This window comes from Paraburkholderia sp. CNPSo 3272 (genome assembly GCF_024206495.1).
In the GTDB taxonomy this organism is placed as follows: domain Bacteria; phylum Pseudomonadota; class Gammaproteobacteria; order Burkholderiales; family Burkholderiaceae; genus Paraburkholderia.
In genome coordinates, this window is record NZ_JAMBPQ010000012.1 from 124,565 (window position 1) to 143,001 (window position 18,437).

Below are 18,437 nucleotides of genomic sequence, written 5' to 3' on the forward strand. Positions count from 1 at the left end.
CAGCCAGTTCATGGAGAGCCGCGCCGCTCAAGGCGCGGCCATTGTCGAAGGCACGCGCCGAGCGCGAGCGCCACCCACTGGCCTGCTCCTTGCAGATTCCTTTGCAACTCAACTTCGGTGTTGCAAAGGATGCCATGGACGCGTCGATTCCCGACTATCTGATCCGCGAACAAGCCGCCGTCGGCGCACTCGTTGCCTTCGGCTTCCTGCGCGTGTTCGCTGCCGCAATCGCCTTCACGCGCGGCTGGCGCATTCGCTGGGTCGAGCACGCCGCAATCGGCGCCGCGGCGCTGTGGTGCGCGCCGCAACTGATCGCGCTGATCGCCAATCCTTCGTCCGTGGCCGCGCTCGCGGAACTGGAAGGCAACGCCATGGGCTGCGCCCTCGCCCTCTTCTTCTCACCGATTCTCAGTCACCGGCTCGGCTACGAATAACTTGCAGCGACGACGTTTCAGCCCTGCAACACGTAGGCCGGCACGCTGCGCGCGAGCGCGGCGGCGGCTACCAGCACGCCGATCATCACGATCGCCTCGAGATGAATCACGTTGACGAAACGGCGCGCCGCAGCTGTCGACGCCGCGCGCCGCAACTCGGGCATCGCCACGAGCCGGTTGAAGCCGCCCATCGCGAGCGCGAGCAGCACGAGCACGGCTTTGAGCATCAGCACGCGGCCCCAGGTGCTGCCCACGATGGCATCGATCGAGCCGCCGCTGCCGCGTAGCGCATCGAACACCCCCGTCGCGATCACGAAGCCCACCGCGAAGAACGCCACGTTCGAAATCTGGCCCGCCGTGCGGATCAACACGCCGCGTGCAGTCGACGCGCCGAGCGCCGGCAGCACGGCAAGTCCGCCCGCCATGACGATGCCGCTCCACGCGCTTGCGCTGAGCAAATGGAGCGTGTGCAGCCCGAGCGCGGCCGAGGCGAAGCCCGCATCGGCGGCGTGCCCGAGCCCCGCGCGCCCCGCGGCGATGGCGACGAGCGCGAGCCAGAGCACGCCATCGCGCGCCACACTCGAAGCCGCGAACGCGCAGCCGAGCAGCACGAGCGCGCCGATGAACGCGACGGTCCACGCATGGCCGACGTGCGTTTGCGAGAGCACCGTGCCGACTACGCCGAACACGCTGGGCAACGGTTCGCCGCTGACCGACGCGCTCTCGTAAAGCATCCACATGATGAGCGCCGCCACGAGGACGAACGCCGCGGCGCGCAGCGAGCGTTGCGCGCGCAGCCATGCGAGGCGCGCGGGCGCGACGGCCGTGCGGCCGTCCTTGTCGAGCCACGCGCCATAGAACGCCGAGCCGAGCGCGAATGCGTAGGCGATGTTGACAATGGCCGCCATGGCGACCTGCCCGATCCAGAGCCAGTCAGCTTTCATCGGACCTCGCCCTCCCGCGTGGTGCGGGTCGCGCGGACTTCGCGCGAAGGGGATCGGTCGGCTTGATGCAACGATAGGGAAAGTGCAATTGGAGTCATCGAGACAAGTGGCAAGGAAACAACATGAAAACGGCAACAGCAACACACACACGCATCACATCGCGTGTCCAGCAAGGGTGCCTGCTTCGATAGCCGCCGCGCCATTCGGTTCAATGCGGGCTCGATGCGGCTTCAACGCGCGTTCCATGCGCGTTCCATGCGCGTTCCATGCGCGAGCATCGAGCCGAAGCGCGAGACCGGAAGCGGCGGCGGCATGCGCCCGGCATGATGACATGCATGCGCCGGCAACGAGGGCTTGCCGAGTGTGGCGCGGGTGCGGGACAACCCCGTGTCACCGATTGGCGAACAGGTGCAGAATCATAACCGGCACCGACGCGACGATCGGCCGCAAGCACGTCGCGGTGGCGCCTCGAAGCCATCGGAAGGCGCTTGTGGCGCATGTGGCAAATAGTCACTATGGGTTCCCGATGCTAGAATCTGCTGCGTCGCCGCAGCGCGCACGGTCTTCTGCTTTCGTCGCGCGCAGCCTGGAAGCCAGGCCGTTCGAAGCCTGGTCAGGTCCACGATAAAGATTGGAGTTACGCGTGTCCCCAAGACGTATCTTCCGACCGCTCATTCCGCTCGTCGCGCCTCTGGCAGCAGCACTTTTGCTCGGGACGACCGGCGTTCTCAGCGCTGCGCATGCCCAGACGGCGGCCTCCGCGCCGCAGCCCAAAGCCCCGGACACGATCGCCTCACGCGTGCAGGGCTGCACGGCGTGCCACGGCTCGCACGGGCAGGGCACCGACAACGACTACTTCCCGCGTCTCGCCGGCAAACCGGCCGAGTACCTGTTCAACCAGCTAATGAACTTCCGCGAGGGGCGCCGCAAGTACCCTCCGATGAATTATCTGGTCACCTATCTCTCCGACGACTACCTGCACGAGATCGCGACGTTCTTCTCGCAGCAGCGGCCGCCCTACCCGCCGCCCGCGAAGCCTTCGGTCGGCAGCGACACGCTCGCGCGCGGTCAGCAGATCGTCCTGCACGGCGACCCGGCCAAGCAGGTGCCCGCCTGCGCGGCCTGCCACGGTGCGAAGCTCACCGGCATGGAGCCGGCCATTCCGGGTCTGGTCGGTCTGCACCTGGATTACATCAGCGCGCAGATCGGCGCCTGGCGCTCGGGCTCGCGGCATGCGAAGGCGCCCGACTGCATGCATGAGATCGCCACGCGCCTCACTGACGAAGACGTGAACGCGGTCGCGGCCTGGCTCTCTACGCAGAGCGCGCCGCAGAACCCCGTGCCGGCGCCGGCTGGCTCACTCAAGACGCCGCTTGCCTGCGGCAGCGAACCGCAATAAGGCGCCGGGGGAGACAGCCAATATGAACCGCAAGTCCCTGTTCGCACTTTCCGCCGTGATCGTGGCCGCCGCCGCGGCCCTCGTACCGGTGCTCTGGTCGGGCACCCACTATCTGCACAACGGCGCGGCGCAGGCGGCGACGCCCGTCGACCAGGCCGATCTCATCAAGAAGGGTGAGTACCTCGCGCGCGCCGGCGACTGTATCGCCTGCCATACCGTGCGCGGCGGCCAGATGTTCGCGGGCGGCCTGCCGATGGCCACGCCGTTCGGCACGCTCTACACCCCGAACATCACGCCCGACGACCAGTACGGTATCGGCAAGTGGAGCGCCGACGACTTCTATCGCGCCATGCACACGGGCCGCTCGAAGGACGGCAGCCTGCTCTATCCGGCGTTCCCGTTCGCGAGCTACACCAAGGTCACGCGCGCCGACGCCGACGCGATCTTCGCCTATTTGCGTTCGGTCCCGCCGGTCAACGTGCCCAGCCGCCCGCACGAACTCAAGTTCCCGTTCAACAACCGCAACCTGCTGATCGGCTGGCGTACGCTGTTCTTCCGCGAAGGCGAATACAAGCCCGATCCGACCAAGTCGGTCGAATGGAACCGCGGCGCGTATCTCGTCGAAGGCCTCGGCCACTGCGGCATGTGCCACACGTCGATCAACGCGGTCGGCGGCCCGGTCAACTCGGCGGCCTTCGCGGGCGGCCTGATCCCGCTGCAGAACTGGTACGCGCCGTCGCTCACGGGCAGCGAAGGCGGCCTCGGCGACTGGGACATCAGGGACATCGCAAGCCTCCTGAAGACCGGCGTGTCCGAGCGCGGCGCCGTGTTCGGCCCGATGGCGGACGTGATCCACAACAGCCTGCAATACCTCTCGGACGACGACATCCACGCGATGGCCTCGTATCTGAAGACCATCCCGCAGAAGAAGGAAGCGCCCGAAACCATGCAGATGGAGACGTCGGAAGCGTTCGGCGGCGAACTCTTGCAGCAAGGGCAGAAGATCTACCATGACCAGTGCGCAAAGTGCCACGCGGAGAACGGTCTGGGCATGCCGCCGAACTTCCCGCCGCTTGCGAATAACCAGTCGATCCAGATGCATTCGGCCGTGAACCCGATCCGCATGGTGCTCAATGGCGGCTATCCGCCGAGCACGGGGGGCAATCCGCGCCCGTTCGGCATGCCGCCGTTCGCGCAGTCGCTCTCCAACCAGGAGGTCGCGGCGGTGGTGACGTTCATCCGCATGTCCTGGGGCAACAAGGGCACGCCGGTGTCCCCGCAGCAGGTCGGGGACCTGCGCTCGTCTCCGCTCGACTGACGCCAGCGTTGACCCGGGTTAGCGTCTTTAGCGCTTAATCGGGTCCCATGCAAAGCGGTCCGCCGCCGGAAGGGCATCAGCCCTTACGGCGGTCCCACGCAAGTGGTTACTGCTATAGTGACGGTTGCCTGATAAGGGCGCAGTTCGCACAGCGCGGGCTGCGCCCTTCGCTATTTGGCGCCGGGGCCGTGCGGTGAAAACGGCTCCGTGGCCCGTCAGGTATGGTTTTGAACGCTGCGCTCGAGCACGGCGCCGCACGCGGTGGAACACTGTTCCACCGGCGCGCGTTGGCTCAAGAAGAACAAGGAGTGGTCGTCATGCACGCCGGTGAGCGTCTGAACAGCATTACTCACCTCGTGGGCGCGATGTTGTCGGTAGCGGGGCTCGTCTCGCTCGTGACGCTCGCGGCGCTGAATCACGACGCTTATAAGGTCGTGAGCTTTGCGGTATACGGGGCAATGTTGTGTGCGCTGTACACGATCTCGACGCTGTATCACGGCGTGCGCGGCATTCGCCTGAAGGCCGTGCTGCAAAAGTGCGACCATGCCGCGATCTATCTGCTCATCGCGGGAAGCTATACTCCGTTCACGCTGGTGACGCTGCGTGGACCCTGGGGCTGGTCGCTCTTCGGCGTAAGCTGGGGGCTCGCGGCCCTTGGCATCGTCCAGGAACTCACGCTCGGGCGGCGCACGAGAGTGCTTTCGATGGTGCTCTACGTGGTGATGGGCTGGCTCGCGGTGGTGGCGGTTCGGCCGCTCATCGAGGCCTTGCCGGCCGCAGGCACGGCGTGGCTGCTGGCCGGCGGCGTCATTTACAGCGTCGGCATTTATTTTTTCGTCAATGACGAACGCATCCGGCACGGACATGGAATCTGGCATCTGTTCGTGCTCGCCGGGAGCGTCTGTCAATTCGTGAGCGTCGCGCGCTACGTCGCCTGACGCGTCAATGCGAAGACATCGTACGGCCGCCGCAGTGTCCGCGGCCGCACGATGCAACTTAACGCCAGACGACGGGTCTCGATAGACCCGTCCGTTCCATGAAGAAAAAACGCGGCGCGCGCACTGGCGCGCCGTCCGAACAACGCGAAAAAGCGGCTTCACCGGGCGCATTCGAACCCGGCAACACCGCTTTGGCTGCGCAGCGCGCCTTCGGGCCGCGAAGCGACGCCCGCGCTACTGCAATACAACAGGTGTTTATGTCTTTCGATTCTCTCGGCTTGTCCGAACCGCTGGTCCGCGCAGTCAACGAACTTGGGTACAGCACGCCCACGCCGATCCAGGCGCAAGCGATCCCCGCCGTGCTCGGCGGCGGGGACCTGCTCGCCGGCGCGCAAACCGGCACCGGCAAGACCGCTGGCTTCACGCTGCCGATCCTGCAACGCCTCACGGACATGGCGCCGGCAGCGGGCGGCAAGCGCGTGGTGCGCGCGCTGATCCTCACGCCCACGCGCGAGCTCGCCGCGCAGGTCGAGGAGAGCGTGCGCGCCTACGGCAAGTATCTGAAGCTCAGGTCCACGGTGATGTTCGGCGGCGTGGGCATCAATCCGCAAATCGACGCGCTCAGGCGCGGCGTGGATATCGTGGTCGCGACGCCCGGGCGCCTGCTCGATCACATGCAGCAAAAGACGATCGATCTTTCGCAGCTCGAGATTCTCGTGCTCGACGAAGCCGACCGCATGCTCGACATGGGCTTCATCCACGACATCAAGCGCGTGCTCGCGAAGCTCCCGCCCAAGCGCCAGAACCTGCTCTTCTCGGCCACCTTCGCCGATGAGATCAAGGCGCTCGCCGACAGCCTGCTCGACTCGCCCGCGCTCATCGAAGTCGCGCGCCGCAACACCACGGCCGAAACCGTGGCGCAGAAGATCTATCCCGTCGACCGCGACCGCAAGCGCGACCTGCTCACGCACCTGATCCGCCAGCACAACTGGTTTCAGGTGCTCGTGTTCACGCGCACCAAACATGGCGCGAACCGCCTCGCCGAGCAGCTCACGAAGGACGGCATCAGCGCGCTCGCGATTCACGGCAACAAGAGCCAGTCGGCACGTACGCGCGCTTTGAGCGAGTTCAAGGACGGCACGCTCCAGGTGCTCGTCGCGACAGACATTGCCGCGCGCGGGATCGATATCGACCAGCTTCCGCACGTCGTCAACTACGATTTGCCGAACGTGCCCGAGGACTACGTGCACCGCATCGGCCGCACGGGCCGCGCGGGCGCGACCGGCGAAGCCGTGTCCCTCGTGTGCGTGGACGAGCATCAGTTGCTCAAGGACATCGAGAAGCTCATCAAGCGCGCGGTGCCCCAGGAGGTCATTGCAGGCTTCGAGCCGGACCCGAACGCGAAGCCTGAGCCGATCCAGCGCCGCAGCCAGCCCCAGGGGCGCGCGCCACGGCAGGGGCAAGGCCAAGGCCAGGGCCGTGGTGCGTCGAATGGCGCCAATGCCACGAACGGCGGCCGGCCCGCGCAGGCGCGAGAAGCGCGTGAACCGCGTGAACCGCGTGAACCGCGCAGCGGTGTTCGTGAAGGTGGCCGGGAAAGCAAGCGCGAAGGTGGCCGCGACGGCAACCGCGCGCAGGCAGCCAACGGTGGCGGCAACGGCGGCCAGCGCCCGGCCAAGCCGGCCTCGAACGGCGGCGGCGTGCGCACGGCCAAGCCCGTGAAACAGCAAGGCGCGAATCATGGCGCACAAGGCGCACGCGGCGAGCATACGCGTCGCGAAACCCAGCGCGGCGTTTCGCACGAGAGCGCACTGGGCCGCACGCAACAACGCAATCCGCAAGGCAACCCGGGCGCGCTGCTCGGCGGCCGCCCGGGCGGCAATTCGCGCCGCGACGGCAACGGCCAGCGCGATCGCTGACCTTCGCGTCCGCAACGAAAAAGCCCGCTCCAGCAGCGGGCTTTTTTTCGCGGGTCGATGTCCTAGCGGAAGAAGACGTGTTGCGTGATCTTCGCGAGCGGATAGTGCACTCCGGGCCGGATCTTCGCGGGCAGGTTGAGCGGTTTGAGCAGCATCTTCACGCACATGTCGGCGGAAAGGTTGTGGCGCACCAGCCTGTTCACGCGCGCAGTGAGTTCGCGGCTATAGGCCTCGTCGCGCACTCGGTCGGGGTAGCGGCCCGCGTACACATGACGCAGCGCAATCTCGGAATCTTCGTTCTTGATCTCCATCACACGGCGCATGAGCGCGCCGAGCACGGCGAGACGCCCGTGACCTTCTATCTGGTTGTACTTCTTGAAATAGCGGAAAAAGTGCTTGTAGTGGCGCACTTCGTCGCTGCGAATGTTGTCGGTGATTTCCTTGAGCACGGGCTCATCCGAATACTCGCCGATCGCGCGGTAGAGCGTGGCGGTGCCGGTTTCGACCACGCAGCGAGCGACCATCTCGAGCGCGCGCGTTTTCTCGAACTCCTCGAACGAACAGGTCTTCGAATACTCTTCGATAAAGGTCTGAAACGCCGCCTCCCAGTCGAACTCGGGCCACACGTACTGGATGTACGTCTTCAGCGCGCGTCCGTGCTGAAGCTCCTCGGGCTCCCATTCGCGGTTGAGCCACTCGGAGACCTCGGGGTCGCCGTTGAAGAACACGTTCAGGTTGCTCGTGTATAGGTCGGAACCGCTTTCAATGAACGAAGAGGCGGCGAGGAGCAGCATCAGGTCTTCGTTGGCGGCGGCGCGTTGACGGTCGATACGTGAGAGATCGATGTCTTCGATGCGCCAGGGCATCACATGGCGAGGCTCATTGTCGTTACACATTGTGTCCTACTCCCGAAGCGGCGTTCTACGCTCACGACGCGCGGCGCCCGGCCGGAAGCTCGAGGCCCGGCGAACTGCCATTAGGCGTGGCGAACGTTACAAGCCATCCCTATTTCCATCTTAGCTGTACTTTCGCGTAGCTGCAGTCACAAAGCACAGACCGGGCCGGGTTCCCGCAGTTCCGGGAATAAACACCCTCTTCGCGTTACGTCATGTGACGATCACCCACCGACGCGCAATCGCAATACCCGCAGGGCGTACCTGTGTTCGATGCGTCGCGTTTCGAAGCGGCTATGCGCGCTGTGTGCCGCGCTGCGGCACGAACCTCAAGTGATTTCGCGAATCCAGGCCGCTCGCACCACCGCTGCGTGCGGGCTCGAATGTCAAAGGGAATATTTTCGGGGCGTGGTTTGTACAACGCAACGGCGTTGACTACACTCCAGTTCCCCGAGGTAGATCCCGGGCTGGACGTCGTTTTGGCCGCGCACAGGCGGCCCGGGCGGCCGGTCCCTCCAGCCAGTCGATCTGCACCGTCGCAGGCTTTCGCTCATACCACCGCATGTCTGTCGCTGCGCCGCCCTGCGGGCCGCAACCGGCGACCTCTGATGCGGCAACACGGAGAGAACGATGCTGAGTCCGCATGAATTCGCCACCCTGCTGCTAGTACAGGACGCCCCCAACCAGCTCGACATGGAGCGAGAAGAACTGGACGCCTTGCTCGAACGACAGCTCGTCCAACTGGAGCGCCTCGCATCCGGCCTTCAGCAATGGCGACTAACCGAAATCGGCGACTCTGCGTTGCGCGCCATCAAACGGTGTTCGTAGCCTGATCCCGCGGGTCGAGTACCCGCGCAGCCACAGGCTCCATTGCCCTTTATCGATTTGCGCGGATGCATGGATCGTCCGCGAGCCCGACCTGGTCGGGCACGTCCCCGATGCAGGCGCACGGCAGTAGACGCACGCGCCTGCAGTGCATGGTCACGCGGACCCGCGCGCTTCATGCCCGCGTGACCATTTTTTTGCGCATGCGTCCTCGCACGCGCGAATGCACGCACCCTGACGCGGCACGATCCGCCTGTTCGCCTACCCGGCTCGCAGCGTGGGGTCGACCGCCGAGCGCCAGCTCAGCGCCTGGGCGCGCTGCGCATTGAGGAAGTTCACCCACTCGCCCCGCGACTCGCCGTTGCCGCTCTTGCCGAGCGTGGTGTATTGCTGCGCGAGTTGAGCCTGGAAGCTGCAAAACTGCTCCTGGGGCAGCCTGCCGCGCCGATTGGCGACCCACGCGTCGAAAATGGCCGCGTAGACGCCCGGCGCATAGGCACCGAAATCGACCGCCTGGCCGCCGCACATCTGCTGCAAAGCGGCGAGCGACGGCGCGCGCCCCCCGCCTTCCGGGCCCGGCGGCGCGCCCACGCACCCCGCGAGCAGCACGGCTGCACCGATCATTGCAATTGCACGCATGATTGCCTCGTTATCGTTTTCGACTGGTTGGAACGTCTGCATCCCGACCCGGTTATTGTCGCACCGCGCCGCACTGGCGGCGCCCTTGCCGTTCCGTTGCGCCGAATCGAGCGCAACTCGCTTTCGGGCTATGCTGGGTCCGATGCCGCGTGCCTCGTTGCGCGCCGGTCGACGCGCGTACCGCCGCGCCCCCTCCAGGGAGACTGCACGATGCCTCAGTCGCACGCCGATTCGTACATCCTCGCGCTGGACCAGGGCACGACGAGTTCGCGCGCCCTGCTGCTCGAACGCAGCGGCGCAATCGTCGCGCTCGCGCAGAAGGAGTTCGCACAACTTTACCCGCGGCCCGGCTGGGTCGAGCATGACCCGCGCGACATCTGGTCGAGCCAGGCGGGCGTCGCGGCGGAAACGCTCACGCGCGCGGGCGTCGGGGCCGCCGCGATTGCGGGCATCGGCATCACGAACCAGCGCGAAACGACCATCGTGTGGGACCGTGCAACGGGTCACCCCGTGTACAACGCGATCGTCTGGCAGGACCGCCGCACGGCCGGCTATTGCGACGAACTGAAAGCGCGCGGCCTCGAGCCGATGGTGCGCGCGAAAACTGGCCTGCCGATCGACGCGTACTTTTCGGCCACCAAACTCCGCTGGATTCTCGATCACGTCGAGGGCGCGCGCGAAAAAGCGCGCGCGGGCCGGCTCGCATTCGGCACCGTGGACAGCTGGCTGCTGTGGCACTTCACGCGCGGCGCGCTGCACGCCACCGACGTCACCAACGCGGCGCGCACGATGCTGTTCGACATCCACACGCTGCGCTGGGACGACGACCTGCTCGCGCTCTTCGAGATTCCGCGCAGCATGCTGCCGGAGGTGCGTTCGTCGTCGGAGGTCTATGCGCGCACGGCGGCGTCGCTCTTCGCCGCCGAAATCCCGCTTGCCGGCGTGGCCGGCGACCAGCATGCGGCGCTCTTCGGGCAGATGTGCATGCGCCCCGGCATGGTGAAGAACACCTACGGCACCGGCTGCTTTCTCGTGATGAATACCGGCGCGCAGCCCGTCGAGTCGAGCCACAACCTCGTCACGACCATCGCGTGGCAAGCGCTCGGACAAACGCAATACGCGCTGGAGGGCAGCATCTTTATCGCTGGCGCGGTGGTGCAATGGCTGCGCGACGGGCTCGGCATCATCCGCAGCGCAGCGGAAATCGAACCGCTCGCGGCGAGCGTGCCGCACAGCGACGGCGTGTACCTCGTGCCCGCGTTCGCCGGCCTCGGCGCGCCGCACTGGAACGCGCACGCGCGCGGCACGCTGTTCGGGCTCACGCGCGGCACGACCGCGGCGCATATCGCACGCGCGGCGCTCGACTCGATCGCCTATCAGTCGTTCGACGTGCTCGCCGCCATGGAGGCCGATTCCGGCATGCGCGTGAACGAGCTGCGCGTGGATGGCGGCGCCAGCGCAAACGATCTGCTCATGCAGTTCCAGGCCGATCTGCTGGGCGCAAACGTGCTGCGGCCGCGCTCGAGCGAGAGCACCGCGCTGGGCGCGGGATATCTGGCCGGGCTCGCGGTGGGGTTCTGGCGGGATATCGACGAACTCCAGCAGCATTGGAGCCTCGAGCGGCGCTTCACGCCCTCGTCGCCGCGCGACGATGCGGCAAGGCGCCTGGCCGGCTGGCAGCGCGCGATACTCGCGGCAAAAGCATGGGCCGACACCCGCGAGGCAGACACAATGGACGACGGCTGAGCCTCGCAGGCCGCCAGTGCGCTGCGTGCAAAAAGCAAAAGCACGTATGATGGGAGTTTCCACCTTGCCGCCTGCCTGGCTCAGGCGCACGCACCGGCCACTGACCGCTGGCCGCGCGCTGGCCGGCCTCTCGTTTCACGCATGATCGACCATCTCATCTGCGACTGTGACGGCGTGCTCGTCGACAGCGAAGTTATCGCCGACCGCGTTCTTTTCGACTCGCTCAGCAGTACCTTTCCCGGCATCGATTTTCACGCCGCCGTGAATGCGGCGTTCGGCCAGCAGACCTCGCGCTTTCTCACCGACGTCGCCGCGCGCTTCGACCTCACGATGCCCAAGGACTTTCTCGAGACCATCGAACATCGTTGCGAAGCCGCCATTGCCGAATCGGTGAGCCCGATCAACGGCGTGCGCGACGCCTTGCGCCGGGTGACGCTTCCTGCCGCGGTCGTTTCGAACAGCCGGCTCACGCGCGTGCACGCTTCGGTGCGGCGCGCCGGGCTCGACACGATCTTCGGCAATCGCATCTTCAGCGCCGAGCAGGTCGCGCGGCCCAAGCCTTATCCGGACGTGTACCTGCATGCAGCGAAGCAGCTCGGCGTGGAGCCGGCGCGCTGCATCGTCGTCGAAGACAGCATTTCGGGTTTGAACGCCGCGCGTGCGGCAGGCATGAAGACGATTGCGTTCGTAGGCGCGAGCCACATTCCTTCGGGCTACGCCGATGTGCTGCGCGAGATGGGCATCACGCGCATCATGGCGCACATGGAAGAACTGCCGGCGCTCGTCGAGGCCGGCGTGCGCGGCGAATTCGGCGACGTGCAGTCGTAAGACTGCGCGCCTCAGGCCGGCTCGGCGCAGCGCTCGCGCGCCACGGCGAGCGACTCGCGAAACGCCACCAGCTCGGCAATCGAAAGCACCGGCAGATCGTGCAGCTTCGCGAAGTCGTCGACCTGCTTGCCGCGCGCCATCGTGCCATCCGGGTTCATCAGCTCGCACAGGACGCCGGCCGGCGCAAGACCCGCGAGCACCGCCAGATCCACGGTGCCTTCGGTATGGCCGCGGCGCGCCAGCACGCCGCCCTTCTGCGCGCGCAGCGGAAACACGTGGCCGGGGCGCACGATATCGGCAGGCTTGGCGTCCGGGGCGATCGCGGCGCGGATCGTCGTCACGCGGTCGGCTGCCGAAACGCCCGTGCTCACGCCGTCGCGCGCCTCGATCGAGACCGTGAACGCGGTGCGGTTGCGGCTCTCGTTGTGGGCCGCCATCGGCGGCAGTTCGAGCGCGCGCACCTTTTCGTCAGACAGACACAGGCAGACGATGCCGCTGCATTCGCGGATGAAGAGCGCCATCGTTTCGGGCGAGAGGCGTTCGGCGGCGACGATCAGATCTGCCTCGTCCTCGCGGTCGTGGTCATCCTGCAGCACGACCGGGCGGCCTTCGCGCATGGCTTGCAACGCGGCGGCAATGCGCGGGGGCACCGGCTCGGAATCGATGAACGGGAGATCGGCGGCGGCGTCGAGCGGCGCGCCCTGGGATGAAGCGAGAGGGGTACTGGCAGTAAGGGACATGTGAAACGCTCCTCGCGAGAGTTAGGCGAAAAACGTTTCAGGGCATTGCAAACAGACAGGAATCCCCGGCACGCGTGATTCGCACGGATGCGGCGCGCCCCGAAAATGGGGACGCACACACATCGGCCGAAACGCCGCGGCGGATGGGCAAACATGACCATCTGCACATCTTCTTTCATCCGGACTATGACCGTCGGCTCTGGCTTCGCACCAGATCTGCTGACCCTGCGCACGACACAATGAGGCTCGCGCAGGCGCTCGCGGGCTTGTCGGCCTTGCCTTGCGGCGCGGCCGGCATACCGCCGGTGGGGAATTTCACCCCGCCCTGAAGACGCACTGATTACCGGCTTATTACCTGATTTAACCGGCGGGCAAAGGATACAACAGGCTGCACAACTGTGCAGCGCAAAAAAGTGCGACTAGAGAATTTTCTCGACGATGCGACACGACTCATGCCGGCTGCGCCGCCACGGCTGCGACTGCGACTGCCTCGCCCGCCTCGACCGTCCTGACCGCTTCGGCTGCCGATCCCACTTCGCCGACCGCCGTCCCGGCCGGCACGTCCCAACGCGGCGGCGTCTCCGCGTTGAGCGTCACGCGAAACACGCGCGCCTCGGTGTCGCCCGGGTTGCGCAAGCTGTGCGGCTGGTCGGCGTCGAACACGATTGCGTCGCCGGTGGCGAGCAGCTGGGGCCGGTCGTGCACGCTCACTTCGAGCGTGCCCTCGCTCACCACGAGGTTCACCGTCGTGCCGGGCGGGCGGCGCGCGCCGGGCTCGGTGTGCAGCGGCGCGATGCGAAGTTCGTGGAATTCGGCGGCGGCCGGCTCCCCTTCCGGATAGAGCGCGCGTGCCGAATAACGGCCGTCGGCGGAAACGAGGCGCGACGCCCGCTCGGCGGGCAAATGCTCGAAGCCGTTCACGGCATGCCGCCGCAGGAATGCCGAAACCGAGACCTTGAGCGCCGCCGCCACCTTGCACAGCACCTTGATCGACGGCACGCTGCGCGCCGACTCGACTTGAGCGAGCATCGCGCGCGAGACACCGGAGGCGCGTGCGAGCGCATCGAGCGAAAGCTGGCGTTCGGCGCGCAGCCGGGCGAGGTTGACGCCCACGAGATGTTCAAGCGTCTCGTAAGATCCTTCGGTGTGCGCAATATCGGGTTGTGCATCGCGTACGAGCGCGAGGGGTGAATGCATGGCTGCCTCCAGGCAGCGCCGCGTCATTGCGGCGCAAGAGCATGAATGGAGGCAAGACTAGCATCGCGATTTGCCGCGCCCAACGAAGTTATCTTCACACTGTTATCAGCATTGCAGAGCGCGAATCGTGGATTGCTTTCGCGCCCTGCGCATAAGGCGCGCTGCCTTCTGCACGGCCTTGCGCATTGCCCTCGTCAGGCGCTCACGTATTCTGCCGCGCCGCCACGTGCGCGTCGCGCAGCGGTACGGCGCGCGTATCGAGCCGCGCCGCCGCCCATGTGAGCACGAGCGCCGCCACCGAGACGGCCGCGGCCACCCACGGCAACGAGTCGAGCGCCACGCCGTGCGCAATCGCGAGGCCGCCCATCCACGCGCCCATTGCGTTCCCCACGTTGAACGCGCCGATGTTCAGCGTCGAAGCGAGATTCGGCGCCGCCGCGGCTTTCGCGACCACACGCATCTGCAGCGGCGGCACGGTCGCGAACGCGGCGATGCCCCACACGAATACGGTGATCGCGGCGGGCCACGCGGCGTGGCTCGTCTTCGTGAAGATGGCCATGACCACGGCGAGCACCACGAGAATGCCCATCAGCGAAGGCATCAGCGCGCGGTCCGCGAGCTTGCCGCCCAGGGTGTTGCCAAGCGTCAGACCCACGCCGAACAGCACGAGCATCAGCGTCACGCCGCGCGGCGAGAAGCCGCCCACCTGTTCGAGAATCGGCGCGATGTAGGTGAACACGACGAACACGCCGCCGAAGCCCAGCACCGTCATGCCGAGCGCGAGCCACACCTGCGGGTCGCGCAGCACGCGCACTTCGTGGCCGAGCCCGGCCGGACCGCTGTCGTGATGGTTGGGCACCAGAGCCGTCACGCCGGCGAGCGAGATCACGCCAAGGCCGCTCACGATCCAGAACGCAACGCGCCAGCCGAACTGCTGGCCAATGGCGGTGCCAAACGGCACGCCCAGCACAGTGGCGAGCGTGAGCCCCGTGAACATCAGCGCGATGGCGCTCGCGCGCTTTTCCGGCGGCACGAGCGAGGCGGCCACCACGGCGCCGATGCCGAAGAACGAGCCGTGCGCGAACGATGCGACGACGCGCGCGACCATCAGCAGCGAATAGTTCGACGCGACCGCGCACATGACGTTGCCGACGATGAACACGCCCATCAACAGCTGCAGCGCGAGCTTGCGCGGCATGCGGCTCGTCAGCGCGGCAAGCAGCGGCGCGCCGGCCGCCACGCCGAGCGCATAGCCGGTCACGAGCAGACCCGCGGCGGGAATCGTCACATGCAGATCGCGCGCCACATCGGGCAACAGGCCCATGATGAGGAACTCGGTGGTGCCGATGGCAAAAGCGCTGATGGCCAGCGCGAGCAAGGGGATAGGCATCGAAATCTCCGAAAATCAGCCTGGATTCAAATGGGCTTCAGTGGCATCCAGCGGCCATCAAGCCGCCGCGCCAGCCGCCAGCGACGTCACGAACTCGACGACGACACCCGGCGCGAGCGCAACGAACAACTGCACTTCCTCGCTCGCAGGCACCTCTGCCAGCTGGTACGGCACGCGATGCGCGGCCAGCCGTTCGACGAGTGCGCGCCATTCAATACCGGGGGCCACGCGAAACGCCACGTGGTCGATGCGCGGCGCCACGGGCGCAGGCGCTCCGCCTGCCAACCGCGCGGACTCGGTCGCCTCGACCAGATGGATGACCGGGCGGCCGTTCGCGTAGAGCCAGTGGCCGTCCACGCGAAACGGCGGACGCGGGCCGTCTTCGAGGCCGACGATGTCGCAAAAGAAGCGGCATGCGCCTTCGAGATCGGGCGTGACGAGGGTGACGTGATCGAGTTGCATGGCGTGCGGGCCGAAAAGGTTGTCCTGAAAACACGCGCATTGTCGTGGCTACGCTCGAATTTGATAATTGGCGTAGCATTTGAATCATTTTCAATTGATTTCTAATAATCGCGATGGACAACCTCGGTGACGTGCGCCTGTTCGTGGAGGCGGCACGCCTCGGCAGCCTTTCCGCCGCGGGCCGCAAGCTCGGCCTCACGCCCGCGGCGGCCAGCGCCCGGCTCGCGCGGCTCGAAGCGGAACTGCGTGCGCGTCTATTCGACCGCACCACCCGCCAGCTGCGCCTCACCGACGAAGGCCGCCTCTATCTCACCTGCAGCGAGCACGCGCTGCGCTCGCTCGACGACGCCAAGGCGGCCTTGCAGGAGGGCCAGAACGCGGTGCGCGGCAAGGTGCGCATTTCGGCGACCTCCGATTTCGGCCGCAATCTGCTGATGACCTGGCTCGACGAATTCCGCGCCATCTATCCCGACGTGCGTTTCGCGCTGATGCTGACCGACTCGCTCTCGAATCTCGTGCTTGAGGACATCGATCTCGCGATCCGTTTCGGCACGCCGCAGGACAGCTCACTCGTGGCGCGCTGGCTCGCGCCGAACCGCCGTGTGCTGTGCGCCTCGCCCGAGTACCTCGCGCGCTGCGGCGAGCCGCGGGAGCCGAACGATCTGGCTCTTTTCGACTGCATCGTGATCGGCTCGGCGGCGGGGCCGGTGAACGAATGGCGCTTCACGCGCGGCAACGGATCGCAGGCCGAAACGCAGACCTACACCGTGCCGCTCGACGGCGCGCTCGAATCCACGGATGGCGAAGTCGCGCGCCAGTGGGCGCTGTGCGGCTACGGCCTCGCGGTGAAGTCGATCTGGGATGTCGCGGACGATCTGCGCGCCGGGCGGCTCAAGACCGTGATGTCCGAGTGGCGCTACCCCGACGCGCCGCTGCACGCGCTTTACCACCGCAACCGCTTTCTGGCGCCGCGCGTGCGGGCGCTGCTCGATTTCCTCACCGAGCGTTTCGCACAGACTTCGGGCGAACTGGAGGCGCTCGTCCCCTGCGCGGAGACGGCCGAAGCGACGCAAAGCCGCAGACGCAAACGGATATAATGTCGGATTGCGCAGAAAGCGATCCGCGGCCGCATACGCATTGGCAAACATTGGCGAATATTGGCCAATGCGGCAGCACCGGCAAAAAGCGAAAAAGAAGTGAAAAGCAACGCGGAACGTCCCCAACGCATCGCCAGAAACAGGATGCCATCGCCGGTCTGATAGCCGGTCTCCCCGCATCCCGATTCGGCCCCCATAAAACACCGTAGTCCTGACGTGCAGACCGTGCATCACGCGCGCGCATCAAGCGGACGACGCCCCCAGGTCAACCACTGCGAACGGCGAAACCCGATGACCAAGAAAGTTTATGTAAAGACCTTTGGCTGCCAGATGAACGAGTACGACTCCGACAAGATGGTCGACGTACTCGGCGCCGCCGAAGGTCTCGTGAAGACAGACACCCCCGAAGACGCGGACTTCATTCTCTTCAACACCTGCTCGGTGCGCGAAAAGGCGCAGGAGAAGGTCTTCTCCGACCTCGGCCGCGTGCGCGAGTTGAAGGAAGCGAACCCGAACCTGCTGATCGGCGTAGGCGGCTGTGTGGCGAGCCAGGAAGGCGCGGCGATCGTCGCGCGCGCGCCGTACGTGGACCTCGTGTTCGGCCCGCAAACGCTGCACCGCCTGCCGCAGATGATCGACGCGCGCCGCGCCTCGGGCCGCGCGCAGGTGGACATCTCCTTCCCCGAAATCGAGAAGTTCGACCATCTGCCGCCCGCGCGCGTGGAAGGCCCGAGCGCGTTCGTCTCGATCATGGAAGGCTGCTCGAAATACTGCAGCTACTGCGTCGTGCCCTACACGCGCGGCGAGGAAGTCTCGCGTCCGCTCGACGACGTGCTCACCGAAATCGCGGGCCTTGCCGACCAGGGCGTGCGTGAAGTCACGCTGCTCGGCCAGAACGTCAACGCCTATCGTGGCGCATTGACGGCCGGCGCGCACGACGTCGCCGACTTCGCCACGTTGATCGAATACGTCGCCGAAATCCCCGGCATCGAGCGCATCCGCTACACGACTTCGCACCCGAAGGAATTCACGCAGCGCCTGGTCGACACCTACGCGAAGGTGCCCAAGCTCGTGAGCCATCTGCATCTGCCGGTTCAGCACGGCTCGGACCGCGTGCTCATGGCGATGAAGCGCGGCTACACCGTGCTCGAGTACAAGTCGATCATTCGCAAGCTGCGCGCGATCCGCCCGGACCTGTCGCTCTCCACGGACTTCATCGTCGGCTTCCCCGGCGAGACCGAGGAGGACTTCCAGAAGATGATGGCGCTCGTCGAAGAGATGAGCTACGACACGAGTTTCTCGTTCATCTACAGCCCTCGCCCGGGCACGCCCGCCGCGAATCTCGAAGACGACACGCCGCGCGAGGTGAAGCTCAAGCGCCTGCAGCACCTGCAGGCCACGATCGAAGAGAACGTGGCGCGCATCAGCCAGTCGATGGTCGGCCAAGTCGAGCGCATTCTCGTGGAAGGCCCTTCGCGCAAGGATCCGAGCGAACTCTCGGGCCGCACGCAGAACAACCGTGTGGTGAACTTCCCGGCGCCGCTCGCTTCGCACGCTCGCCTGATCGGCCAGATGATCGACGTGAAGATCAACCACGCGTACCCGCACTCGCTGCGCGGCGAACTCGTGCTCGCGCACGAAGACGCTTCGACGCTCGCGCATTAATCG

The 18,437-nt window shown here is 66.2% G+C and carries 17 protein-coding genes and 1 riboswitch; of the genes, 10 read left to right on the top strand and 7 right to left on the bottom strand.

Translation table 11 applies throughout. The features are described from left to right. Positions 1–134: 134 nt before the first annotated feature. Positions 135–434 carry a hypothetical protein gene (locus M3I53_RS17240; protein WP_254317153.1) on the top strand — a complete coding sequence of 100 codons (300 nt, stop codon included), beginning with the start codon at positions 135–137 and terminating at the stop codon, positions 432–434. A 17-nt stretch (positions 435–451) separates the two neighbouring features. On the opposite strand, the gene M3I53_RS17245 is transcribed toward M3I53_RS17240, so the two are convergent. Next, positions 452–1,378 carry a CopD family protein gene (locus M3I53_RS17245; RefSeq protein ID WP_254317101.1) on the bottom strand — a complete coding sequence of 309 codons (927 nt, stop codon included), beginning with the start codon at positions 1,376–1,378 and terminating at the stop codon, positions 452–454. A 631-nt stretch (positions 1,379–2,009) separates the two neighbouring features. On the opposite strand from M3I53_RS17245, the gene M3I53_RS17250 reads away from it, so the two are divergent. The 4 genes from M3I53_RS17250 to M3I53_RS17265 all read left to right on the top strand — a co-directional run bounded on the left by M3I53_RS17250 (position 2,010) and on the right by M3I53_RS17265 (position 6,952). Beyond that, positions 2,010–2,777: a c-type cytochrome gene (locus M3I53_RS17250; RefSeq protein WP_254317102.1), complete on the top strand. Its 768-nt coding sequence runs from the start codon at positions 2,010–2,012 to the stop codon at positions 2,775–2,777. Between the two features lie 22 nt (positions 2,778–2,799). Beyond that, a complete protein-coding gene (locus tag M3I53_RS17255) occupies positions 2,800–4,095 on the top strand; it encodes a cytochrome c (RefSeq protein ID WP_254317103.1) in 1,296 nt (431 codons plus the stop codon). A 317-nt stretch (positions 4,096–4,412) separates the two neighbouring features. Next, positions 4,413–5,033 carry a hemolysin III family protein gene (locus M3I53_RS17260; RefSeq protein ID WP_254317104.1) on the top strand — a complete coding sequence of 207 codons (621 nt, stop codon included), beginning with the start codon at positions 4,413–4,415 and terminating at the stop codon, positions 5,031–5,033. Between the two features lie 257 nt (positions 5,034–5,290). Continuing rightward, a complete protein-coding gene (locus M3I53_RS17265; protein WP_254317105.1) occupies positions 5,291–6,952 on the top strand; it encodes a DEAD/DEAH box helicase in 1,662 nt (553 codons plus the stop codon). A 62-nt stretch (positions 6,953–7,014) separates the two neighbouring features. On the opposite strand, the gene M3I53_RS17270 is transcribed toward M3I53_RS17265, so the two are convergent. Then, positions 7,015–7,848, bottom strand: coding sequence for a ferritin-like domain-containing protein (locus tag M3I53_RS17270; protein WP_309249527.1), 834 nt, complete (start codon positions 7,846–7,848; stop codon positions 7,015–7,017). 627 nt (positions 7,849–8,475) lie between these two features. Here M3I53_RS17270 and M3I53_RS17275 point away from each other — a divergent pair. Beyond that, positions 8,476–8,673 (top strand): hypothetical protein, encoded by a 198-nt coding sequence (locus tag M3I53_RS17275; protein WP_028205977.1) that lies wholly within the window; start codon positions 8,476–8,478, stop codon positions 8,671–8,673. Positions 8,674–8,931: 258 nt separating this feature from the next. Here M3I53_RS17275 and M3I53_RS17280 read toward each other — a convergent pair whose 3' ends face one another. Continuing rightward, positions 8,932–9,309 carry a hypothetical protein gene (locus M3I53_RS17280; protein ID WP_254317106.1) on the bottom strand — a complete coding sequence of 126 codons (378 nt, stop codon included), beginning with the start codon at positions 9,307–9,309 and terminating at the stop codon, positions 8,932–8,934. Between the two features lie 210 nt (positions 9,310–9,519). On the opposite strand from M3I53_RS17280, the gene glpK reads away from it, so the two are divergent. Then, a complete protein-coding gene (gene glpK, locus M3I53_RS17285; protein ID WP_254317107.1) occupies positions 9,520–11,055 on the top strand; it encodes a glycerol kinase GlpK in 1,536 nt (511 codons plus the stop codon). Positions 11,056–11,196: 141 nt separating this feature from the next. Beyond that, a complete protein-coding gene (locus M3I53_RS17290; protein ID WP_254317108.1) occupies positions 11,197–11,883 on the top strand; it encodes an HAD family phosphatase in 687 nt (228 codons plus the stop codon). An 11-nt stretch (positions 11,884–11,894) separates the two neighbouring features. Here M3I53_RS17290 and ribB read toward each other — a convergent pair whose 3' ends face one another. From ribB to M3I53_RS17310, 4 genes are all read right to left on the bottom strand, one after another. Continuing rightward, the gene (gene ribB, locus M3I53_RS17295; RefSeq protein ID WP_254317109.1) at positions 11,895–12,623 is read right to left on the bottom strand and encodes a 3,4-dihydroxy-2-butanone-4-phosphate synthase; all 729 of its coding nucleotides are present in this window, start codon (positions 12,621–12,623) and stop codon (positions 11,895–11,897) included. A gap of 163 nt (positions 12,624–12,786) precedes the next feature. Continuing rightward, positions 12,787–12,960: riboswitch (FMN riboswitch) on the bottom strand. A 113-nt stretch (positions 12,961–13,073) separates the two neighbouring features. After that, positions 13,074–13,820 carry a helix-turn-helix domain-containing protein gene (locus M3I53_RS17300; RefSeq protein ID WP_254317110.1) on the bottom strand — a complete coding sequence of 249 codons (747 nt, stop codon included), beginning with the start codon at positions 13,818–13,820 and terminating at the stop codon, positions 13,074–13,076. 202 nt (positions 13,821–14,022) lie between these two features. Further along, positions 14,023–15,210: an MFS transporter gene (locus tag M3I53_RS17305; protein ID WP_254317111.1), complete on the bottom strand. Its 1,188-nt coding sequence runs from the start codon at positions 15,208–15,210 to the stop codon at positions 14,023–14,025. 57 nt (positions 15,211–15,267) lie between these two features. After that, positions 15,268–15,672: a VOC family protein gene (locus M3I53_RS17310; RefSeq protein ID WP_254317112.1), complete on the bottom strand. Its 405-nt coding sequence runs from the start codon at positions 15,670–15,672 to the stop codon at positions 15,268–15,270. Between the two features lie 113 nt (positions 15,673–15,785). Between M3I53_RS17310 and M3I53_RS17315 the strand changes: the two genes are divergently transcribed. Together M3I53_RS17315 and miaB are read left to right on the top strand one after the other, a co-directional pair. Further along, positions 15,786–16,769 (top strand): LysR family transcriptional regulator, encoded by a 984-nt coding sequence (locus M3I53_RS17315; protein ID WP_254317113.1) that lies wholly within the window; start codon positions 15,786–15,788, stop codon positions 16,767–16,769. A 291-nt stretch (positions 16,770–17,060) separates the two neighbouring features. Further along, positions 17,061–18,434, top strand: a complete 1,374-nt coding sequence (gene miaB / locus M3I53_RS17320) for a tRNA (N6-isopentenyl adenosine(37)-C2)-methylthiotransferase MiaB (protein ID WP_254317114.1) — start codon at positions 17,061–17,063, stop codon at positions 18,432–18,434. Positions 18,435–18,437: the final 3 nt, after the last annotated feature.